The 16,568-nt window shown below is 66.5% G+C and carries 17 protein-coding genes; 7 read left to right on the top strand and 10 right to left on the bottom strand.

All coding sequences use genetic code 11. The annotated features are described in order from the left end of the window. Positions 1-186: 186 nt before the first annotated feature. A complete protein-coding gene (locus GTH22_RS17120; RefSeq protein WP_252946784.1) occupies positions 187-1,347 on the bottom strand; it encodes a TIGR03862 family flavoprotein in 1,161 nt (386 codons plus the stop codon). Between the two features lie 33 nt (positions 1,348-1,380). On the opposite strand from GTH22_RS17120, the gene GTH22_RS17115 reads away from it, so the two are divergent. Beyond that, a complete protein-coding gene (locus GTH22_RS17115; protein WP_252946782.1) occupies positions 1,381-1,680 on the top strand; it encodes an HNH endonuclease in 300 nt (99 codons plus the stop codon). On the opposite strand, the gene GTH22_RS17110 is transcribed toward GTH22_RS17115, so the two are convergent. Then, positions 1,649-2,302 (bottom strand): enoyl-CoA hydratase/isomerase family protein, encoded by a 654-nt coding sequence (locus GTH22_RS17110; protein ID WP_252946781.1) that lies wholly within the window; start codon positions 2,300-2,302, stop codon positions 1,649-1,651. The two genes, GTH22_RS17115 and GTH22_RS17110, sit on opposite strands and share 32 nt — an antisense overlap. Then, the gene (locus tag GTH22_RS17105; RefSeq protein ID WP_252946779.1) at positions 2,299-3,051 is read right to left on the bottom strand and encodes an SDR family oxidoreductase; all 753 of its coding nucleotides are present in this window, start codon (positions 3,049-3,051) and stop codon (positions 2,299-2,301) included. Before GTH22_RS17105 ends, GTH22_RS17110 begins: the two co-directional genes overlap by 4 nt. 136 nt (positions 3,052-3,187) lie before the next feature. On the opposite strand from GTH22_RS17105, the gene GTH22_RS17100 reads away from it, so the two are divergent. The 4 genes from GTH22_RS17100 (at position 3,188) to GTH22_RS17085 (ending at position 7,500) form a co-directional block, all read left to right on the top strand. After that, complete coding sequence (locus GTH22_RS17100) at positions 3,188-4,690, top strand: DUF2125 domain-containing protein (RefSeq protein ID WP_252946778.1); 1,503 nt, start codon at positions 3,188-3,190, stop codon at positions 4,688-4,690. Between the two features lie 246 nt (positions 4,691-4,936). After that, positions 4,937-5,254: an antibiotic biosynthesis monooxygenase gene (locus GTH22_RS17095; RefSeq protein ID WP_252946776.1), complete on the top strand. Its 318-nt coding sequence runs from the start codon at positions 4,937-4,939 to the stop codon at positions 5,252-5,254. A 118-nt stretch (positions 5,255-5,372) separates the two neighbouring features. Continuing rightward, the gene (locus tag GTH22_RS17090; protein ID WP_252946775.1) at positions 5,373-6,725 is read left to right on the top strand and encodes a TldD/PmbA family protein; all 1,353 of its coding nucleotides are present in this window, start codon (positions 5,373-5,375) and stop codon (positions 6,723-6,725) included. Beyond that, a complete protein-coding gene (locus GTH22_RS17085; RefSeq protein ID WP_371928364.1) occupies positions 6,712-7,500 on the top strand; it encodes an inositol monophosphatase in 789 nt (262 codons plus the stop codon). Before GTH22_RS17090 ends, GTH22_RS17085 begins: the two co-directional genes overlap by 14 nt. Here GTH22_RS17085 and GTH22_RS17080 read toward each other — a convergent pair. Further along, on the bottom strand, positions 7,478-8,452 hold the full coding sequence (locus GTH22_RS17080; RefSeq protein WP_252946774.1) for a helix-turn-helix domain-containing protein: 975 nt from the start codon (positions 8,450-8,452) through the stop codon (positions 7,478-7,480). The genes GTH22_RS17085 and GTH22_RS17080 overlap by 23 nt on opposite strands. A 54-nt stretch (positions 8,453-8,506) precedes the next feature. Here GTH22_RS17080 and GTH22_RS17075 point away from each other — a divergent pair, with 54 nt between their 5' ends. Together GTH22_RS17075 and GTH22_RS17070 are read left to right on the top strand one after the other, a co-directional pair. Continuing rightward, the gene (locus tag GTH22_RS17075) at positions 8,507-10,180 is read left to right on the top strand and encodes an FAD-dependent oxidoreductase (protein ID WP_252946772.1); all 1,674 of its coding nucleotides are present in this window, start codon (positions 8,507-8,509) and stop codon (positions 10,178-10,180) included. Beyond that, a complete protein-coding gene (locus GTH22_RS17070; protein ID WP_252946770.1) occupies positions 10,177-10,956 on the top strand; it encodes an SDR family NAD(P)-dependent oxidoreductase in 780 nt (259 codons plus the stop codon). The genes GTH22_RS17075 and GTH22_RS17070 overlap by 4 nt, the downstream gene beginning before the upstream one ends. Before the next feature lie 75 nt (positions 10,957-11,031). Here GTH22_RS17070 and GTH22_RS17065 read toward each other — a convergent pair whose 3' ends face one another. The 6 genes from GTH22_RS17065 to GTH22_RS17040 form a co-directional block, all read right to left on the bottom strand. Next, a complete protein-coding gene (locus GTH22_RS17065; protein ID WP_252946769.1) occupies positions 11,032-11,754 on the bottom strand; it encodes an ABC transporter ATP-binding protein in 723 nt (240 codons plus the stop codon). Between the two features lie 3 nt (positions 11,755-11,757). Beyond that, on the bottom strand, positions 11,758-12,528 hold the full coding sequence (locus GTH22_RS17060; protein WP_252946767.1) for an ABC transporter ATP-binding protein: 771 nt from the start codon (positions 12,526-12,528) through the stop codon (positions 11,758-11,760). After that, positions 12,525-13,499 carry a branched-chain amino acid ABC transporter permease gene (locus GTH22_RS17055; RefSeq protein WP_252946765.1) on the bottom strand — a complete coding sequence of 325 codons (975 nt, stop codon included), beginning with the start codon at positions 13,497-13,499 and terminating at the stop codon, positions 12,525-12,527. The genes GTH22_RS17060 and GTH22_RS17055 overlap by 4 nt, the downstream gene beginning before the upstream one ends. Then, positions 13,496-14,374, bottom strand: coding sequence for a branched-chain amino acid ABC transporter permease (locus GTH22_RS17050; protein ID WP_252946763.1), 879 nt, complete (start codon positions 14,372-14,374; stop codon positions 13,496-13,498). Before GTH22_RS17050 ends, GTH22_RS17055 begins: the two co-directional genes overlap by 4 nt. 116 nt (positions 14,375-14,490) lie before the next feature. Beyond that, entirely contained in the window at positions 14,491-15,618 is a 1,128-nt protein-coding gene (locus tag GTH22_RS17045) for an ABC transporter substrate-binding protein (protein WP_252946762.1), read from the bottom strand. A 136-nt stretch (positions 15,619-15,754) separates the two neighbouring features. Continuing rightward, on the bottom strand, positions 15,755-16,567 hold the full coding sequence (locus GTH22_RS17040) for a shikimate dehydrogenase (protein WP_252946760.1): 813 nt from the start codon (positions 16,565-16,567) through the stop codon (positions 15,755-15,757). Between the last annotated feature and the right edge of the window lies 1 nt (position 16,568).

Here is a 16,568-nt window from a genome sequence, read left to right as displayed (position 1 = left end):
GCTGAGCAGGCCCGGCTCCTCCCCGCCGGGTGAACGACCCCGGCTTGTCCCCGCCGGGGTCGTTCTGATGAGAAAACACCCGAGGGTTGACTCACCCTTCCGTGAATTGCTAAATATTGCCCGCCGAACCGGCCATCCCCCAACATCAGGTGGGGGAGCATCCCAGGCAGGCGCGGTTCGGCACGACTACCCTACATCTTGATTCAGGTAGCGCAGGGCATGCTGCCCCGCCCAGCGCCCCGTGGCGAAGCAGCCCGTCAGCAGGTAGCCACCAGTGGGCGCCTCCCAATCGAGCATTTCGCCAGCCACAAAGACGCCGGGCCGCGCTTTCAGCATCAACCCGTCGTCCACCGCCGCGCGCGTCACGCCACCCGCCACAGAAATCGCCTCGTCCAGCGGGCGCGGGCCGCCATGGGCTACCGGCAGCGCCTTTATCAGCGCGGCAAGCGCCGCGCCTTCCGGCAGGGGGCGCCCGAATTCCATCACCAGCGCCCGCGCCACCGGGCTCAGCCCCAGCCGCTTGCGCAGCCGGTTGCCCACGCTCTCCTTGCCGCCCTTCGCCAACCTTGCGGTGGCGTCTTCCACGCTCGTTTCGGGCAGCAGGTCCAGCACCAGCGGCGCGCCCTCGCGCATCGCCGCCGAGACCTCGTAAATCCCGCCGCCCTCCAGCCCCCGAGCCGACACCACGAACTCGCCCCGGCTCTCCGCCGCGCCTGCGCTCAACCGCACGCCCTTCACCGGGCTTCCGAAATGCGGTGCCATATGCGCCGACCACACCACCTCGAACCCCATGTTCGCGGGGCGGAACGGCGCCAGCTCCACGCCCTCGCCCGCCAGCACCTCGGCCCATGCGCCATCCGAGCCGAGCCGCGCCCAGCTTGCGCCGCCCAGCGCCAAAACCGTTACCCTGGCCTCGATCCGCTCCGCGCCGCCCGGCGTGTCGAACAGCGCCGCGTTGCCCTCCCAGCCGCGCCAGCGCCAGCGGGTGCGCAGCTCGACGGTGTTCAGCCGTCCCAGCCATGCCCTCAGCAAGGGCGAGGCCTTCATTGCCCTGGGAAAGACCCGCCCGGTCGACCCGACAAAGCTTTCCTGCCCCAGTCCTTCCGCCCAGGCGCGCACCTCTGCCGGGCCGAACGCCTCCAGCATCGGCGCCAGCCAGTCGGTGCCATAGGCCGCGCCAAAGCCCTCTTCCTGCTTGGTCAGGTTGAGCCCCGACTTGCCCGCCATCAGCAGCTTGCGCCCCACCGAGGGCTTCGCCTCTGCCAGCAGCACGCGCCGCCCAGCCCCGGCCAGAACCTCCGCCGCCGCCAGCCCCGCCGGGCCGCCTCCGATCACCAATGCATCCATTGCCGCTCCTGCCTTTCGGCCCATCTATGCCCCATGGACGAGCCGCCGCCCACCTGCCCGCTCTGCCTGAGGCCGATTCCGCCCGATGTGCCGCAGAGCCGCCACCACCTCGTGCCGCGCCTGCGCGGCGGCAAGGGCGGCGAAACCGTGCTTCTGCACCACATCTGCCACAAGGAAATCCACGCCACCCTGAGCGAAACCGAACTGGCCCGCAACTACGCCACCCCCGAGGCCCTCCGGGCGCACCCCCGCCTCGCTACCTTCATTTCATGGGTCGCCAAGCGCCCGCCCGCGTTCAACCCTAAGACGGCAGGTCCCCGGCGGCGGAGGTGACGCCGGGAACGGTCATGCCCCGGCACATCGCCTTGATGCCCGCCCGCACCTTCGGCTCTGCCGCCATCGCCGCGGCGCATAGGGCCGCCGCCTCGCCGGTCAGCGCCTCGGGCTCCACCAGCCGGTCGACCAGCCCCCATGCCACCGCCTCTTCGGCCCCGATCTTCTGCGCCGCCAGCAAAATCATCCTCGCCCTGCCCCGGCCCACCAGCGCGGACAGCCGCGCCGGATCGGAGGGCTGGGGCAGGTAGCCCAGCTTCATCACCGGATAGAAAAACTTCGCCCCCGGCACCGCGATCCGCAGATCGCAGGCCAGCGCCATGCCAAAGGCCCCGCCCGCCAGCGTGCCGTTGAGCGCGGCCACGGTGAGCGCGTCGCTCTCCGCCACGGCGTGGGAAAGCCGCTCCCAGAGCGGGCTCGTCGCCAGCCCGGCCTTCGCCTCGTCCAGATCGGCCCCGGCAGAAAATACCTTGCCCGCCCCGGTCAGCACCAGCGCGCCGCCGTCAAACTCCGTCACCGCCTCGACCAGCGCCTCCAGCATGTCGCCCGTCAGCGAGTTGGCCTTTTCCGGGCGGTCGATGGTGACGGTGCGCAGCCCGCCCTCATCGGCAACGCGGATCATATCAGCCCGACCCGGCGCCGGATCTCCTCGTCACGCAGCGAAACCTCAGCGCCGCGAAATTCATCCGCCTCGGGCGAGCACATCCACAGCAACGCCTTGGCGGGCCAGTCCGGGGCGATATGGTCCGACCAGTCGAGCTGGCTCACCGGGTTGATGCCGCTGGCCTTGATGTCACGCTGCATCTGCGTTGCCACCGTGCCGGGCGAGAGCGAGAGGGCCCGAATGCCGCGCTCCGCGTTCTCCTTGTCGACCATCCGGGTCAGCATCAGCGCCCCTGCCTTGGAAGAGCAGTAGGCCGACCACGCCTCCACCGGGCCATGGGCGGCACCGGAACCGACAGTCAGAATAGTGCCACCGCCCTGCGCCAGCATCACCGGCAGCGCGGCGCGCATCCCGTTGAACACGCCCTTGAGGTTCACGTCGATCACCTGCCCCCAGGCCTCGGGGTCTGCCTCGGCCAGGTGGGTGATCGGCTCCAGCATCCCGGCGTTGTTCACCAGCACATCGAGCCTGCCGAAAGCCTCGACGCATGCGGCAACCGCAGCCTCGACCTCCCAGTAGCGGCTCACATCGCAGGGAATCGCCAAGGCCACCTCGGGCCCCAGCTCGCCCGCCAGCTCTGCCACGGCATCCTCGCCCCGGGCCAGCAGCGCCACTTTCGCGCCCGCGCCGGCAAAGATCCGCGCCGTCTCGGCCCCGATCCCCCGACTCGCGCCGGTAATCATCACCACCTTGCCATTCATCTCCATCCCTCGCCCTCCGCGTCTGATGCGCCCCAGAGATAACGCAATGGTGGGTTTCGTCCACCATCCCGGCCCTTGACCCGGCCTGCACCGCACGGGAGGATGACGCCACTTCATTTTGCGCCCGAAAGGACATTCTCCGATGAAATCATTCCTCCGCCTCTCCGCTGCCGCGACCGCGCTTTGCGTCGCCAGCCCCGCCGCATGGGCGCTCACCGCCGAAGAGGCGTGGGAAGCCTGGGTCGATATCGCCGCCACCTATGGCGAGAACGTCACCGCCGCCAACACCTCCCAGTCGGGCGGTGTGCTCACCGCCAGCGGCGTTGCCGTGGCCATGGAGGTCGAGGAGATGTCACTCAACGGCTCCATCGGCGATGTGACCTTCACCGAGAACGGCGATGGCACCGTGGCCATCGCAATGCCCTCCGCCTTCGACATGATGATGACGGTGGCCCCCGAGTACGGCGAGAAGGTCGAGCTGACGATCAACTTCCAGCTCGACGGGCTCGACATGTCTGCCGCCGATGCAGATGGAGGCGTTGCCTTCACCTATTCCGCGCCGTCCATGGTGTTTGCCATGGCCGACATGATGGTTGATGGCGAAACCATCCCCTTCTCCTTCACCGGCACCGTGAGCGGGTCGGCAGGCACCTACACCAAGGCCGGTGAGGCGCTTTCGTCGCAGTTCACCGCCGAGGGGCTGCAGATCGACTTCGACGGCCGCGACCCCGAGGGGACCGGGCAGGGCAAGGGCTCGGTCACCATGGCCGACCTCGTCACCACCTCTACGGGCCAGGGCCAGATGATGTTCATGGACCCGGAGAAACTGCCTGAAATGCTCAAGGCGGGGGCTTCGATGCAGGGCAGCACCTCGGTCGGCGCCACGACCTTTGCAATGGAAGGCACCGAGGACGGCGAGAGCTTTGCCATTTCCGGCGATATGGACGGTGGCACCGGCACTGTCACGCTGAACGCCGAGCAGGTGCTCTACGCGGTCAACTACACCGGCTTCGACATGACCATGTCGGGCAGCGAAATCCCGCTCCCCGAAGTCACCCTGGGCATGGGAGAAACCTCCTTCAACGTCATCATGCCGCTCGCCCAGTCGGATGCTCCCAAGCCCTACATGCTGGCAGTCGGCCTGAAGGATATCACCATCGCCGATGGCATCTGGAACATGTTCGACCCGGGCACCGTGCTGCCGCGCGATCCGGCCACGCTCACCTTCAATCTCGCGGGCACCGGCAAGTGGCTCATCGACATTCTGGATGCAGAGGCCATGGCAAACCCGCAGGGCATGCCGGGCGAGGTGCACTCGCTGAACATCTCCGACGTGCTGCTGAAGGCCGGTGGTGCCGAGCTGACGGCAAACGGCACCTTCACCTTCGACAACACCGACCTGATGACCTTTGGCGGCATGCCTGCGCCCGATGGCTCGCTGACGGCCAAGCTCTCCGGCGCCAACGGCCTGCTGGATAACCTCGTGAAGATGGGCTTCGTGCCCGCCGATCAGGCCAATGGGGTCAAGATGATGTCGGGAATGTTCTTCCGCCCCGGCGACGGCCCCGATGTGCTGACGACCGAGATCGGCGTGTCGCCCGACGGCACGGTTTCGGCCAACGGCATTCCGATCCCGCTGCAATAAGAGCATTCGAACTTCGCTGCTCCCGCCAGGTCCGGCGGGAGCAGCGCACCGCCAGTCACGCCGCCTCGCTCAAAGTCCTCGATTGGCAGACCCGTGAGCCGTGCGCCGCCCCCCTCCTGCGCAAGCCCGCACTGCACTGCCGTTTTTCCCGGCACTCGCGCGCCGTTGCCGCTTCAGCGCACTTCTACAGCTTACCTCGCACAACCTAGGCGATACCCTGTCCTCAGCCCGACAGGAGAATCTCCAATGCCCGTCATCACTGCGAACGATGGCACCATCACCCAGATCAACGTCTTCCTCACCGATGCCACCCGACAGGACCGGCTCATCGAAAGCCTGGCCGACACCGCTCGTGCTGCCTCCGACATGGAAGGCTGGGTCTCTTCCAGCATCCTCCGCAGCACCGATGGCCGGAAGGTTACGAATTACCTGCAATTCGAAAGTGCCGAGACGGCCCGCAGGGTAACGCGGGCGCTCTTCGAAGCCGGACTGATCCAGCAGAGCACGGCGCTGGGGCGGGTCGATCCGGGCGAATACGAGGTGGTCTTCACCCTCGGAAAATGACCCGTACACACCTCTCCAGATGCCCGGCCCTACCCGGTTTTTCGGCGCTCCGGCCTTGCGCCACGCGGTTCCGGGGGCTAGCTCAGTCCGGCAGCCAGTGCTGCCCGGAAGGACTTGAATGACCCAGACGCCCAGCCTCGACAAACTCACCCATGCGCTGCTCGCCGCTGCCCGCCGCGCCGGGGCCGATACCGCCGACGCCATGGCCGTGGCCTCCACATCGCTCTCCATCGACACCCGCGCAGGGGCGCTGGAACAGGCCGAGCGCTCGGAAGGCACCGAGATCGGGCTGCGAGTGCTGGTGGGCAAGCGGCAGGCCTGCGTTTCGGGCTCCGACCTGCGCGAAGAGACCATGGACACGATGGCAGAGCGTGCCGTCGCCATGGCCCGCCTCGCGCCGGAAGACCCGCACTGCGGGCTGGCCGACCCGGCGCAACTCGCAGAGAGCTGGGACATCGCCGCGCTGGATCTGGCAGACATCGGCTCCGAGCCGGAGGCCGCCGCGCTGCAGGAGGCCGCGCTGGCCTGCGAGGCCGCCGCCGCCGCCGTGACCGGCGTAGACCAGATCGAGGGCACCTCGGCAGGCTTCGGGCGCACTGCAATCCACCTTGCCGCCTCCAACGGTTTTTCCGGCGGCTACACCCGCACCGGCCACATGCTCTCGGCCTCCGCCATCACCGGCACCGGCACCGCGATGGACCGCGACCATTGCTACGAGCACCGCATCTACGCCGCCGACCTGCCTTCGCCTGAAGACGTTGGCACGCGGGCCGGCACTCGTGCTGCCGCCCGTTCCGGGGCCAAAAGGCCGCCCTCCGGCCGCTTCCCGGTTCTCTACGACGAACGCGCCTCGACCTCGCTGATCGGGCACCTGCTCTCGGCGGCCAACGGCGCGGCCATCGCACGGGGGTCGTCGTGGCTCATCGGCAAGATGGGAGAGGCCATTCTGCCTGCCGGGCTTTCGTTGACGGAGGAGCCCCATCGCGCCCGCATCTCCGGCTCCAAACCCTTCGACGCCGAGGGCCTCGCCACGCGTAGCTCTGCCATCATCGAAAACGGCCACCTCGCCCGCTGGGTGCTCGACCTCGCCTCGGCCCGCAAGCTCGGACTTGAGAGCACGGGCAATGCGGCCCGTGGCACCTCGGCGCCGCCCTCGCCTTCGGTCAGCAACGTCACCCTCACGCCGGGCACCGCCAGCCGCGAAGACCTGTTGCGCGACATGGGCACCGGCCTGCTCGTCACATCGCTTATCGGCTCCACCATCAACCCCAACAACGGGGACTACTCGCGCGGCGCTTCGGGCTTCTGGGTCGAGAACGGACAGATCGCCTACCCCGTCCACGAGTGCACGATCGCGGGCAACCTTCTCGACATGCTCCACCGGCTCACGCCTGCCAACGATGCGCAGGACCACAAGTCGCACCGCATTCCCTCGCTGCTGGTCGAAGGGCTGACCCTTGCTGGCGCATAGCACGTCAGCCGATACCACCCTGCTGATCGAGGCAGCGGAACGCGCTGGCGAGATCGCCATGCGCTACTTTCGCGCCGATCACCGGGTGTGGGAAAAGGACGATGGCGCCGGGCCGGTTACGGAAGCCGACCTCGCAGTGGATGCCATGCTTCGCGCGCACCTCCTGGGCGCGCGCCCCGGCTACGGCTGGCTGTCGGAGGAAAGCGCCGACGATGCCGCGCGCCTGTCATGCGAGCGATGCTTCATCATCGACCCGATCGACGGCACCCGTGCCTTCACCGCAGGCGAAGTGAGCTGGGCGCACTCCCTCGCCGTGGCCGAAGCCGGCCGCGTCGTGGCCGCCGTTGTGGCGATGCCGGCCAAGAAAATGATCTATGCTGCGGGCACCGGCACAGGGGCGACCCGCAACGGCACCCCCCTGCGCGTGACCGAGGCCACGGGGCCGGACGACATTTCGATCGTTACCGCCAAGCCCAACCTCGCCCCGCATCACTGGCCGGGCGGCCTGCCTCGCAACGCCCGCCACTACCGCCCCTCGCTGGCCTACCGCCTCGCGCTGGTGGCTGAAGGCCGCTACGACGCGATGGTCACGTTCCGCGACACGTGGGAGTGGGACATCGCCGCCGGCACCTTGATCGTGCAGGAGGCAGGCGGCACCGTCACCGACCGCCTCGGCACCCCCCTGCGCTTCAACACCCCCGACCGCCTCACCGCAGGCACCCTCGCCGCCAATCCGGCGCTGCACGGCAACCTCATGGCCCGACTGGCGCAGTAGGGCGTTCGGCCGCTCCCGGTCTCTCAACAGATTTTCGGTAGGCCCCGGGCGACACCCCGACCCGCTGCGTGAAGAAGCGATTGAAGTATGCCGGATCGTCGAACCCTGTGAGGCTGGCAACCACCGCAACGGAACTGTTCGTATAGAGCAACTGACGCTTGGCCTCGACAAGGATGCGCCCGTGCATCAGCTGAGAAGCGGTACACCCGGCGCGGGCCTTGCAGGCGGCGTTCAGCCGGGCCGGGGTGATGGCAAGGGCGCCGGCGTAGAAATCGAGCCGTTTCTCATGCCTGAAATGCGCTTCCAGAAGTTCCCGGTATCGGGTCACCAAGTCGTAGTTGCGGTCACTGGCCGCAATCCGGGCGTCTTCCCGCGTGATCGACAGCCGCTGCACGGCCACCAGTATGCAGGTAAGATGCGCCACCAGCGCCGCCCGACGACCCTGCGCCGCGCCGTCGAACTCGGCCTTCAGGCGCCGAAAGTCGGCCGATAGATCTGCGAGCTCTGTGAGCGGAAACACCGCCGGCTGTAGCGTCTCGGCCAGGTTTGGAGCCTGCGCGACGATTTTCTCGATGCACCCAAGGGCAACCGTTGTCACGGTGCCATCCGTGTCGGGATCGAACTCGATCTGGTGGACAATCCCCGAAGGAACCACCACCAGCGCCTGCGCCGGGATGGGAAACCTGCGGTCCTCCATGACAATCTCGCCACCCCCCTGCGTGACCAGCAGAACCTGCATGTGGTCAGGGTGCGCGTGCGGACGAATACTCCAATTGTTCTGGCCACTCCGGTTGCGGATGGCCTCAACATGCAGAAGGTCGAGCTCCCCGTCCGGTTCCTCGCCGCCGTAAAGAAAATAGTGCGGAATGTGCCGGGAGGCAGCAGCTTCCATCCTCTCGCTCCATGATCGGGTTTGCGACGAATTGTGCAATAAATCCGCGATGCCGTCCATCGGTCTCCACCCGCCCCTTCGCTAGACAGGATGCAACAACAGGGAGGAGTGCAGATGGAAGAGGCACGCCATTGCGATGTGCTGGTGGTCGGCTCAGGGGCCGGCGGGCTGGCGACGGCAATCACGGCACGCAAACACGGTCTTTCGGTCATCGTGATCGAGAAGGAGGAGGTTTACGGCGGCACCACGGCCTTTTCGGGCGGGGTGCTGTGGATTCCGGGCAACCGGCACGGAAAGGCGAGCAACCCCGACGACACCATCGAGGCGGCCCGGACCTATATGCAGGAGGAGACGGGCAACTTCTATGACGCCGACGCGGTGGAGGCCTTTCTTGCAGCCGGCCCCGAGATGCTCGACTGGTTCGAGGCCCAGACGGACGTAAAGTTCGTGCCCACGCTCTACCCCGATTATCACCCGACGGTGCCGGGCGGCGTTGATGTGGGCCGCTCGGTGCTGGCCGCGCCCTATGACACCAGCTCGCTGGGCGAGAACCTCAAGCGCCTGCGCCCGCCGCTTGGCACGATCACCTTCATGGGGATGATGTTCAATTCGTCCAACGCCGACATCAAACACTTTTTCAACGCCACCAAGTCGCTGAAGTCCTTTGCCTATGTCGCAAAACGCCTTGCCGCCCACGCGGGCGAGGTGCTGCGCTACGGGCGCGGGGTGCAGGTGACGAGCGGCAATGCCCTGGCCGCGCGGCTAGCCAAGAGCTGCTTCGACCTCGGAATCCCGATCGAAACCGGCACGCCCGCGCAGCGGCTGGTGGTGGAAGAGGGCCGGGTTGCAGGCGTCGAGACGCCGGGCGGGACCATTCGTGCCGAAAGGGGCGTGGTGCTTGCCTGCGGCGGCTACGCACAAGACCTCGCGCGCCGGGCGGCGGCCTATCCACACCTGAAGGGCGGCGGCGCGCATCACTCGCCCGTGCCCGAGGGCAATACCGGCGACGGAATCCGGCTGGCGGAGGAGGCGGGCGGCAGCTTTGCGGCGGAATACCCGCAGCCAGCAGCCTGGATGCCTGTGAGCCGGGTCCCCGGCAAAGGTGTCTTTCCGCACCTGCTCGACCGCTACAAGCCCGGCATAATCGCCGTGCTCTCCGACGGGCGCCGCTTTACCAACGAGAGCGAGAGCTATCACGATGTCGGCGTGGCGATGGCCGCGTCCGGTGAGGCGGGAGCCTGGTTGGTTGCCGACAGGCGCGCGATCCGGCGCTACGGGCTGGGCCACGCCAAGCCCGCCCCTCTGCCGCTCTGGCTCTGGACGCGCACCGGCTACCTGAAGTCGGGCAAGACACCGGCTGAACTGGCGCGAGCCTGCGGTATCGACCCGGTGGGGTTGGCGGAGACGCTGAACAACTACAACCCCGACGCGGCGGAGGGGCGAGACCCGGCCTTCCACCGCGGCGAAACCAGCTTCAACCGTTACCTCGCCGATCCGGATCACCAGCCCAATCCCTGCGTCGCCCCGCTCGATCGCGGGCCGTTCTACGCGGTGCGCCTCGAAATGGGAGACCTGGGCACCTTCGACGGGCTGAAGACGAGCGTGGCGGGAAAGGTGCTCGATGGCGAAGGCCAGGCGATCGAGGGTCTCTACGCCGTGGGCAACGACCGCAACTCCATCATGGGCGGCAACTATCCGGGAGCGGGCATCACCCTTGGTCCAGCCATGACCTTTGGCTGGATCACAGGCCGGCATCTGGCCGGTATCGACATGGAGGCGGGCGTATGAGCTGGCTAGCGCTGGAAGGAAAGACCGTGGTGATCACCGGCGCCGGAGGCGGCATCGGACAGGCCACCGCCCGGGCCTTTGCCGCCGAAGGGGCGGTGCCGATCCTGCTCGACCGTGACGTGGACCGCTCCGAGGCGCTCGCCAGCGAGCTGGGCAGCGGAGCGCGGGCACTGGCTTGTGACCTGGCCGATCCGGCGGTGGTGGCCGAGGTGGCCGCGGATGTGGAGGCCGGCGGCGGGGCCGATGTGCTGGTGAACTGCGCCGCCATCCTGCGGCCCGGAACGCTGGAGACAATCGATCCGGCGGACTGGAGCGCCATGCTCTCGGTCAATCTCACGGGCTACCTCGTGGCCTCGCAGGCTTTCGGGCGCGGCATGCTCTCGCGGGGCCATGGCGCGCTGGTGCATATCGCCAGCATCTCGGCCAGCCAGCCGCAGCCCGCATCGGGGGCCTATTCGGCCTCGAAGGCAGGCATCACGATGATGTCGCGCCAGCTTGCCGCCGAGTGGGGGCCGCAGGGGGTGCGCTCCAACTGCGTCAGCCCCGGGCTGGTAGAAACGCCCATGTCGGCAGGCTTCTACGCCGACCCCGAGGTGAAGGCCCGGCGCGAAGCCATCGTTCCTCTTCGGCGCATCGCAACGCCGGAAGATATGGCCGATGCTGCACTCTACCTCGCATCTGAACGGTCCAGTTACGTTACGGGTCAGGAAATTGTTGTGGATGGCGGGCTGTCGCAGGTGCTGATGGGGCTGGTGCCCCGCCCCGGCTACGGATGACCGCCGCAACACGGCACAGGCCAAAGGCCGCGCGGCGATAACCGCGCGGCCTTTTTGCCGTCTCGTCTGCTCCGCCTAGGCGGTTTCTTCGATGTGCCCGCCGAGGAAGAGCTGTCCGACGCGGGGATCGGCCAGCAGCTTGTCGGCCTTGTCGAACATGCGGGTCTGGCCAAGCTCCAGCACCAACCCCATATCCGACATCGCCAGCGCGGCCTTGGCGTTCTGTTCCACCATCAGGATCGTCACACCAGAGTCGCGCAGGCGGATCAGGGTTTCGAACACCTCCTGCACCAGGTTCGGCGAGAGGCCGATGGACGGCTCGTCGATCAGCATCACCCGAGGTTCCAGCAGCAGGGCCCGGGCGATCTCGAGCTGCTTCTGCTGTCCGCCGGACAGCTCGATGGCCTTGCGGTCGCGAAACTCGCGCAGCATCGGGAACTGGTCCATCACCTCTTCGATCCGGGTCCGCACCTTGCCCTGATCCTTCGCGGTGATGCCGCCAAGCTCCAGATTGTGAAACACCGACAGTTGCGGCACCACGTTGCGGCCCTGGGGCACGTAAGTCACGCCACGGGCGATCATCTTCGAGGGGCTTAGGCGGGTGACATCCTCGCCTTCCAGCAGGATCTGCCCGGAATGGATGCTCAGCAGCCCGAAGATCGCCTTGAACACGGTGGACTTGCCCGCGCCATTGGGCCCGATGATCGTTGTAATAGAGGCCTCGGGCACCTTGAAGCTGGTCTTGTTCAGAATGGTGATGCGGCCATAGCCGCCAGTCACGTCCTTGAGTTCGAGCATCTCTCAACCTCCCAGGTAGGCGTCGATCACCATCTGGTTCGACCGGATCTCCTCCGGGCTCCCCTCGGCGATGATCTCGCCCTGCGCCAGCACGATGATCCGGGTGCAAAGCGACATGACGAATTCCATGTTGTGTTCGATGACCACGAAAGTGGTGCCGTGATCGCGGTTGTAGGTGACGAGCCGCTCCTTGAGGTGCTGGAGCATCGTCAGGTTCACCCCGCCGGCCGGTTCGTCGAGCAGCACGATGTCGGGCCCGGCCATGAAGGCCATCGCGGCATCGACCAGCTTTTGCTGCCCATAGGACAAATCACCTGCCGGGGTGTCGATGTAGGGGCTGAGCCGGAAGAACTCGACCAGTTGGCGCGCCTTGTCCGTCAGCCCCGCATCACCCGGCCCGAAGAGGCGCGAGAACATTCCACCCTCGTGCTCCTGTCCGGCAAGAATGACGTTGTCGAGCACCGTCATCTTGGGAAAGACCGACAGCTGCTGGAACGTCCGACCGACCCCCATCAGCGACAGGTCGGCGGGGCGGACACGGGCGGTTGGGTTGCCGTTGATCTCGCAATGCCCCTCGGTCGGCCGGAGCTGGCCGAGGATGCAGTTGAACAGGGTCGACTTGCCGGAGCCGTTGGGCCCGATCAGCCCGAGGATCTCACCCTTGTGCACATCGAAGCTGACGTTGTTGACGGCGCGGATGCCGCCGAACTGCTTGGAGATGTTGTGCACCGACAGGACAGGAGCGCCCGTGGTTTGCCTTGCAGGAGCGTTCATAGCTGAAATCCCTTCTCCATGTCGCGCCGGTCCTCTTGCTTGGGCCGGAACCGCCCCCAGATCTTCTTGCCCGCGCCGATAAGCCCGTCAGGCGAGAACACCATCAGCACGATCACGAGGGCCGAGTAGATGATGAGGTAATAGCCTTCGGTGAAGCGCAGCACCTCGGGCAGCAGGATCACCACCGCCGCGCCCAGCATCGGTCCATAGAAGTAGCCCGAGCCGCCGACCACCACGATGAGCAGGATCTTGAGCGAGTGGATCAGGCTGAAGCTGGCCGGCTCGATAAACTGCACCAACGGCGTTTGCAGGGCGCCCGCGAAGCCGCCGAAGGCCGAGCCGATGGCGAAGGCGAGCAGTGTCTGCCGCCGGATCTTCAGCCCGAGGCTCTCGGCCCGGATCGGGTTTTCGCGCAGCGCCGTGAAGGCCCGCCCCCAGGGGGAGCGCAGGATCCACCACATCACCGCAAGCGCGCCGAGGAAGCAGACCAGAGTGAAGTAGTAGAACTCGAGGTTCTTCCCCGTCGAGATGCCAAAGACGGTGGGCCGGGGCATTCCGTAAAGGCCGAAGGAACCGCCGGTTAGCCATTCCTCGTTGCGCAGGACCAGAAAGAGCAGCGTGTTGAAGGCCAGCGTGACGAAGGCAAGGAAATGGTGTTGCACGCGCAGCGCCGGGTAGCCCAGCGCGAGCCCCACGGCAAAGGCGCCGAGGATCGAGGCGAGGGCGGCAAGGATCCAGGGGATGCCCGCCAGCGTCATCAGCGCGGTGATATAGGCACCGATCCCCATGAAGGCCGCCTGCGCGAGGCTGACCTGCCCGGCATAGCCGAGGGTAAGGTTGAGCCCCATCGCGGTGATCGAGAACACCAGCCAGGAGGTGAGCACGTAGATGATGTAATTGCCCTGGCCCAGCGGCGCGACGCAGAGCGCGGCAAGGGCGGCGAGTCCGAGGATGATCTTGAGCGGGGTCATACCGTGCGGCCCTCCGAGGTGCCCAGCAGGCCCTGCGGGCGCAGCATGATGATGGCGATGAGCAGTAGCATCGGCATGGCCGATCGGTACTGCGCGGAGATGTAGAGCGCCGAGATGTTGTCGATCACGCCGATCAGAAGACCGCCGACGAGGGCGCCGCGGATCTGGTTGAAGCCGCCGACGATGGCCGCGATGAAGGCGACGAGGCCGAGGGTTTCACCGTTGGAGAACTTGGCGAGGTAGATCGGCGAGATCAGCACCGAGGCGATGGTCGCGAGGGCGGCGTTGATGAGGAAGGTATACATCACCATCCGCTTCACGTTGACGCCGAGAATTTCTGCCACGCCGGGGTTCTGCGCCGTCGCCTGCATGCAGCGCCCGGTGCGGGTGCGACCGAGAAACAGCTGCAAGCCCCCGATGGCCAGCATGGAAACGGCAAGGTTGCACAGATCCTGCACCGAGATGTTTGCTCCCAGGAACTGGAACACGTCTTGCGGAAAGATCGGCGGAAAGGGCTGTGCGGTCGCGCCGTAGAATTCCTTGACGCTCTCCTTCATCAGCAGGCCCAGCGCGATGGTGGCGATCACCAGCGGCAGCACGCCATGGGGCAGCATCGGCTCCACGATCAGTTTCTTGAAGGCGACCCCGAGAACCAGCAGCGACAGAAGCAACCCGAAGGCGATGGCCGGCCAGAGCGAGAGGCCCAGCACATGCATGCCGACCAGTACGAAGAACGCCGGCAACATGACGAACTCGCCCTGCGCGAAGTTGATGGTTTGCGAGGCTTGCCACAGCAGGGTGAAGCCCACGGCAGCCAGTGCGTAGATCGAGCCCGCTGCAAGCCCCGAGATGATGATCTGGATAAACTCGGCCATGGTTGTTCCTCTAGCGTCGAGTGTGGTTTGCGGTCGCGCCGTCCGCGCGCCCCGGCAATGGGCGCCGGGCGTCTCGGGCTGGGAGCCCCAAGCCGCCCGGCGCACCCTGCCTCCGATCAGTTCGGCGGCAGGATCGCCTTTACCGTCTGCTTGCCGTCCTGAACCTCGACGAAGAAGCTCTCGCGCGACATCTCGCCGGTGTCGTCCCAGGTCGCGTCCATCAGGACCCCGGGGCATTCTTCCACCGTGAGCGTGAGGCCATGCATCTTGTCGGCCAGGGCCTGGCTGTCGGCCTCACCGATCATCTCGGTGACGCATTTGATCGTCCAGGCAGCGGTGTAGCCTTTGATCGCGTTGTGGTCGGGCGTGTAGTCGTATTTCGTCACGAACTTCGCCACCATCTCGTCGATTGCCGGCACGCCTGCATCAGCACTAAGCCCGACATGGCCCATCGCGCCATTGGCGGCATCGCCCGCCAGTTCGATCACCTTGGCCCCGATGAGCGTGGTTTCACCCACCATCGGAATCCCGATCGACTGCTTCTGTGCCTCCTTCAGAAAGCGGGCGCTTTCTTCCTCGGTCACGTAGACGAAGATCGCGTCGGCGCCGGAGTTCTTTGCCTTGAGAACGTCAGCCGAAAAGTCGGTCTGCGCCTGCTCGGTCGGAATGTCGGCCACGATCTCCATGCCATAGGTCTCGGCCTCGGACACAAACGCATCATGACCGCCCTTGCCGAACTCGGTGTTCGCCCAGACGACGGCAGCCTTCTTCACACCCATTTCTTCCGCCATGTAGCGGGTCATCTTCGGCACGCCCTTCTGAGCCCCGAAGGTGGTGCGGAAGATGTAGGGGTTGCCCTTGGCGGTGATTGTCGGTGCCTCGGAGCCGGTGAACTGGGGAATGCCGGCCTGCTGGGCCACCATCATGTTGACCACTGTGGATGACGAGAAGACCGTGCCGGTGATGGCATAGATGCCCTCGTCGATCGCCTTCTGCACCATGGCGCGGCTCACCTGCGGGTCGGTCTGGCTGTCGTACTCCAGCAGCTCGACCTGCTCGCCGAGGATGCCACCGGCCGCGTTGACCTCTTCGAAACCCATCTTCACGCCATCGTGGAAGTTGGTGCCAGCCGCAGCGCCTGCGCCCGAAAGCTCGATGATCGAGCCAATCTTGATTTCGGCCAGGGCCGGAGCGGTCGCCATCGCAAGCGCGATGGAGGCGGTTCCAAGCAGGGATTTCATCATTTGTCTTCCTCCCGTGTCCGGATTTGGGTTTGCCTGAAGGGGCCATCCGGAAGCCCGTGCAGACGTAGGGTGGGCAACTCCGCCGTGGCAGTGCGGCCCATAAATTCGGTGCGTCTCCGGACGAGCCGGAGCGCGGTCAGTCCTCAACGGGGCGCTTCCCCATCAGAAGTTCCGCCAGCAGAACGGCCTGGGCGGCAAACATGCCCGACCCCGACATGGTGGCGCAGCCGGTCGCGCGCGCGGCGGCGATGAGCGGCGGCACGGCCGGCCTCGTCACCACGTCCGAAACGAATTGATCGGCGGTGAGCAAATCCACCTGCACCGGCAACGGGTCGTCCTCGCGCATCCCGAGCGGGGTGGCATTTGCGACCAGATCGAAGCCGCGCGGATCGTTGCTGCCGCCGCGAACCTTTCCGGGGAACTCGGCGTTCAGCCGGTCGATCAGCGCGTCACGGCGATTGCTGTCGATATCGTGCAGCGCAAGCTCGGCGGCCCCGCGCACCAGGATCTCGCGGGCGATGGCAGAGCCCGCCCCGCCGGTGCCGACCAGCAGCGCGCGCTTGCCCGCCACGTCAAAGCCCTCGGCGGCGATCCCGTCCATGTAGCCCAGCCCGTCGGTCGCATCGCCCAACCAGTCGTCGCCGCTGCGGATCACGATGTTCACCGCGCCCGCCGCCTCGGCCCGCCGGGTGAGGCGGGTGCAGAACGCGATGCAGCCGGTCTTGAACGGCACCGTGGCGATGAAGCCCGGGCAGTTTTGCACCGAGGCAACCTGAGAGAGCCAGCCGGGCAGAGCATCCGGCAGGATATGAATCGGGATGACCATGCCGTTGAAACCGCGCTCCGCCATGATCCGGCTCAGCGCCTCGGGCGATTTCACCTGCCCGATCGGGTGGCCGATGATCGGGAAAAAGGCGGTTTCGCCGTTGATCGTCAGCTCATGCGCCATG

The organism is Oceanicola sp. 502str15, from assembly GCF_024105635.1.
Taxonomy (GTDB): domain Bacteria; phylum Pseudomonadota; class Alphaproteobacteria; order Rhodobacterales; family Rhodobacteraceae; genus Vannielia.
Note: the sequence above shows the minus strand (reverse complement) of the source record. Positions and strands in the feature narration are given on the sequence as shown.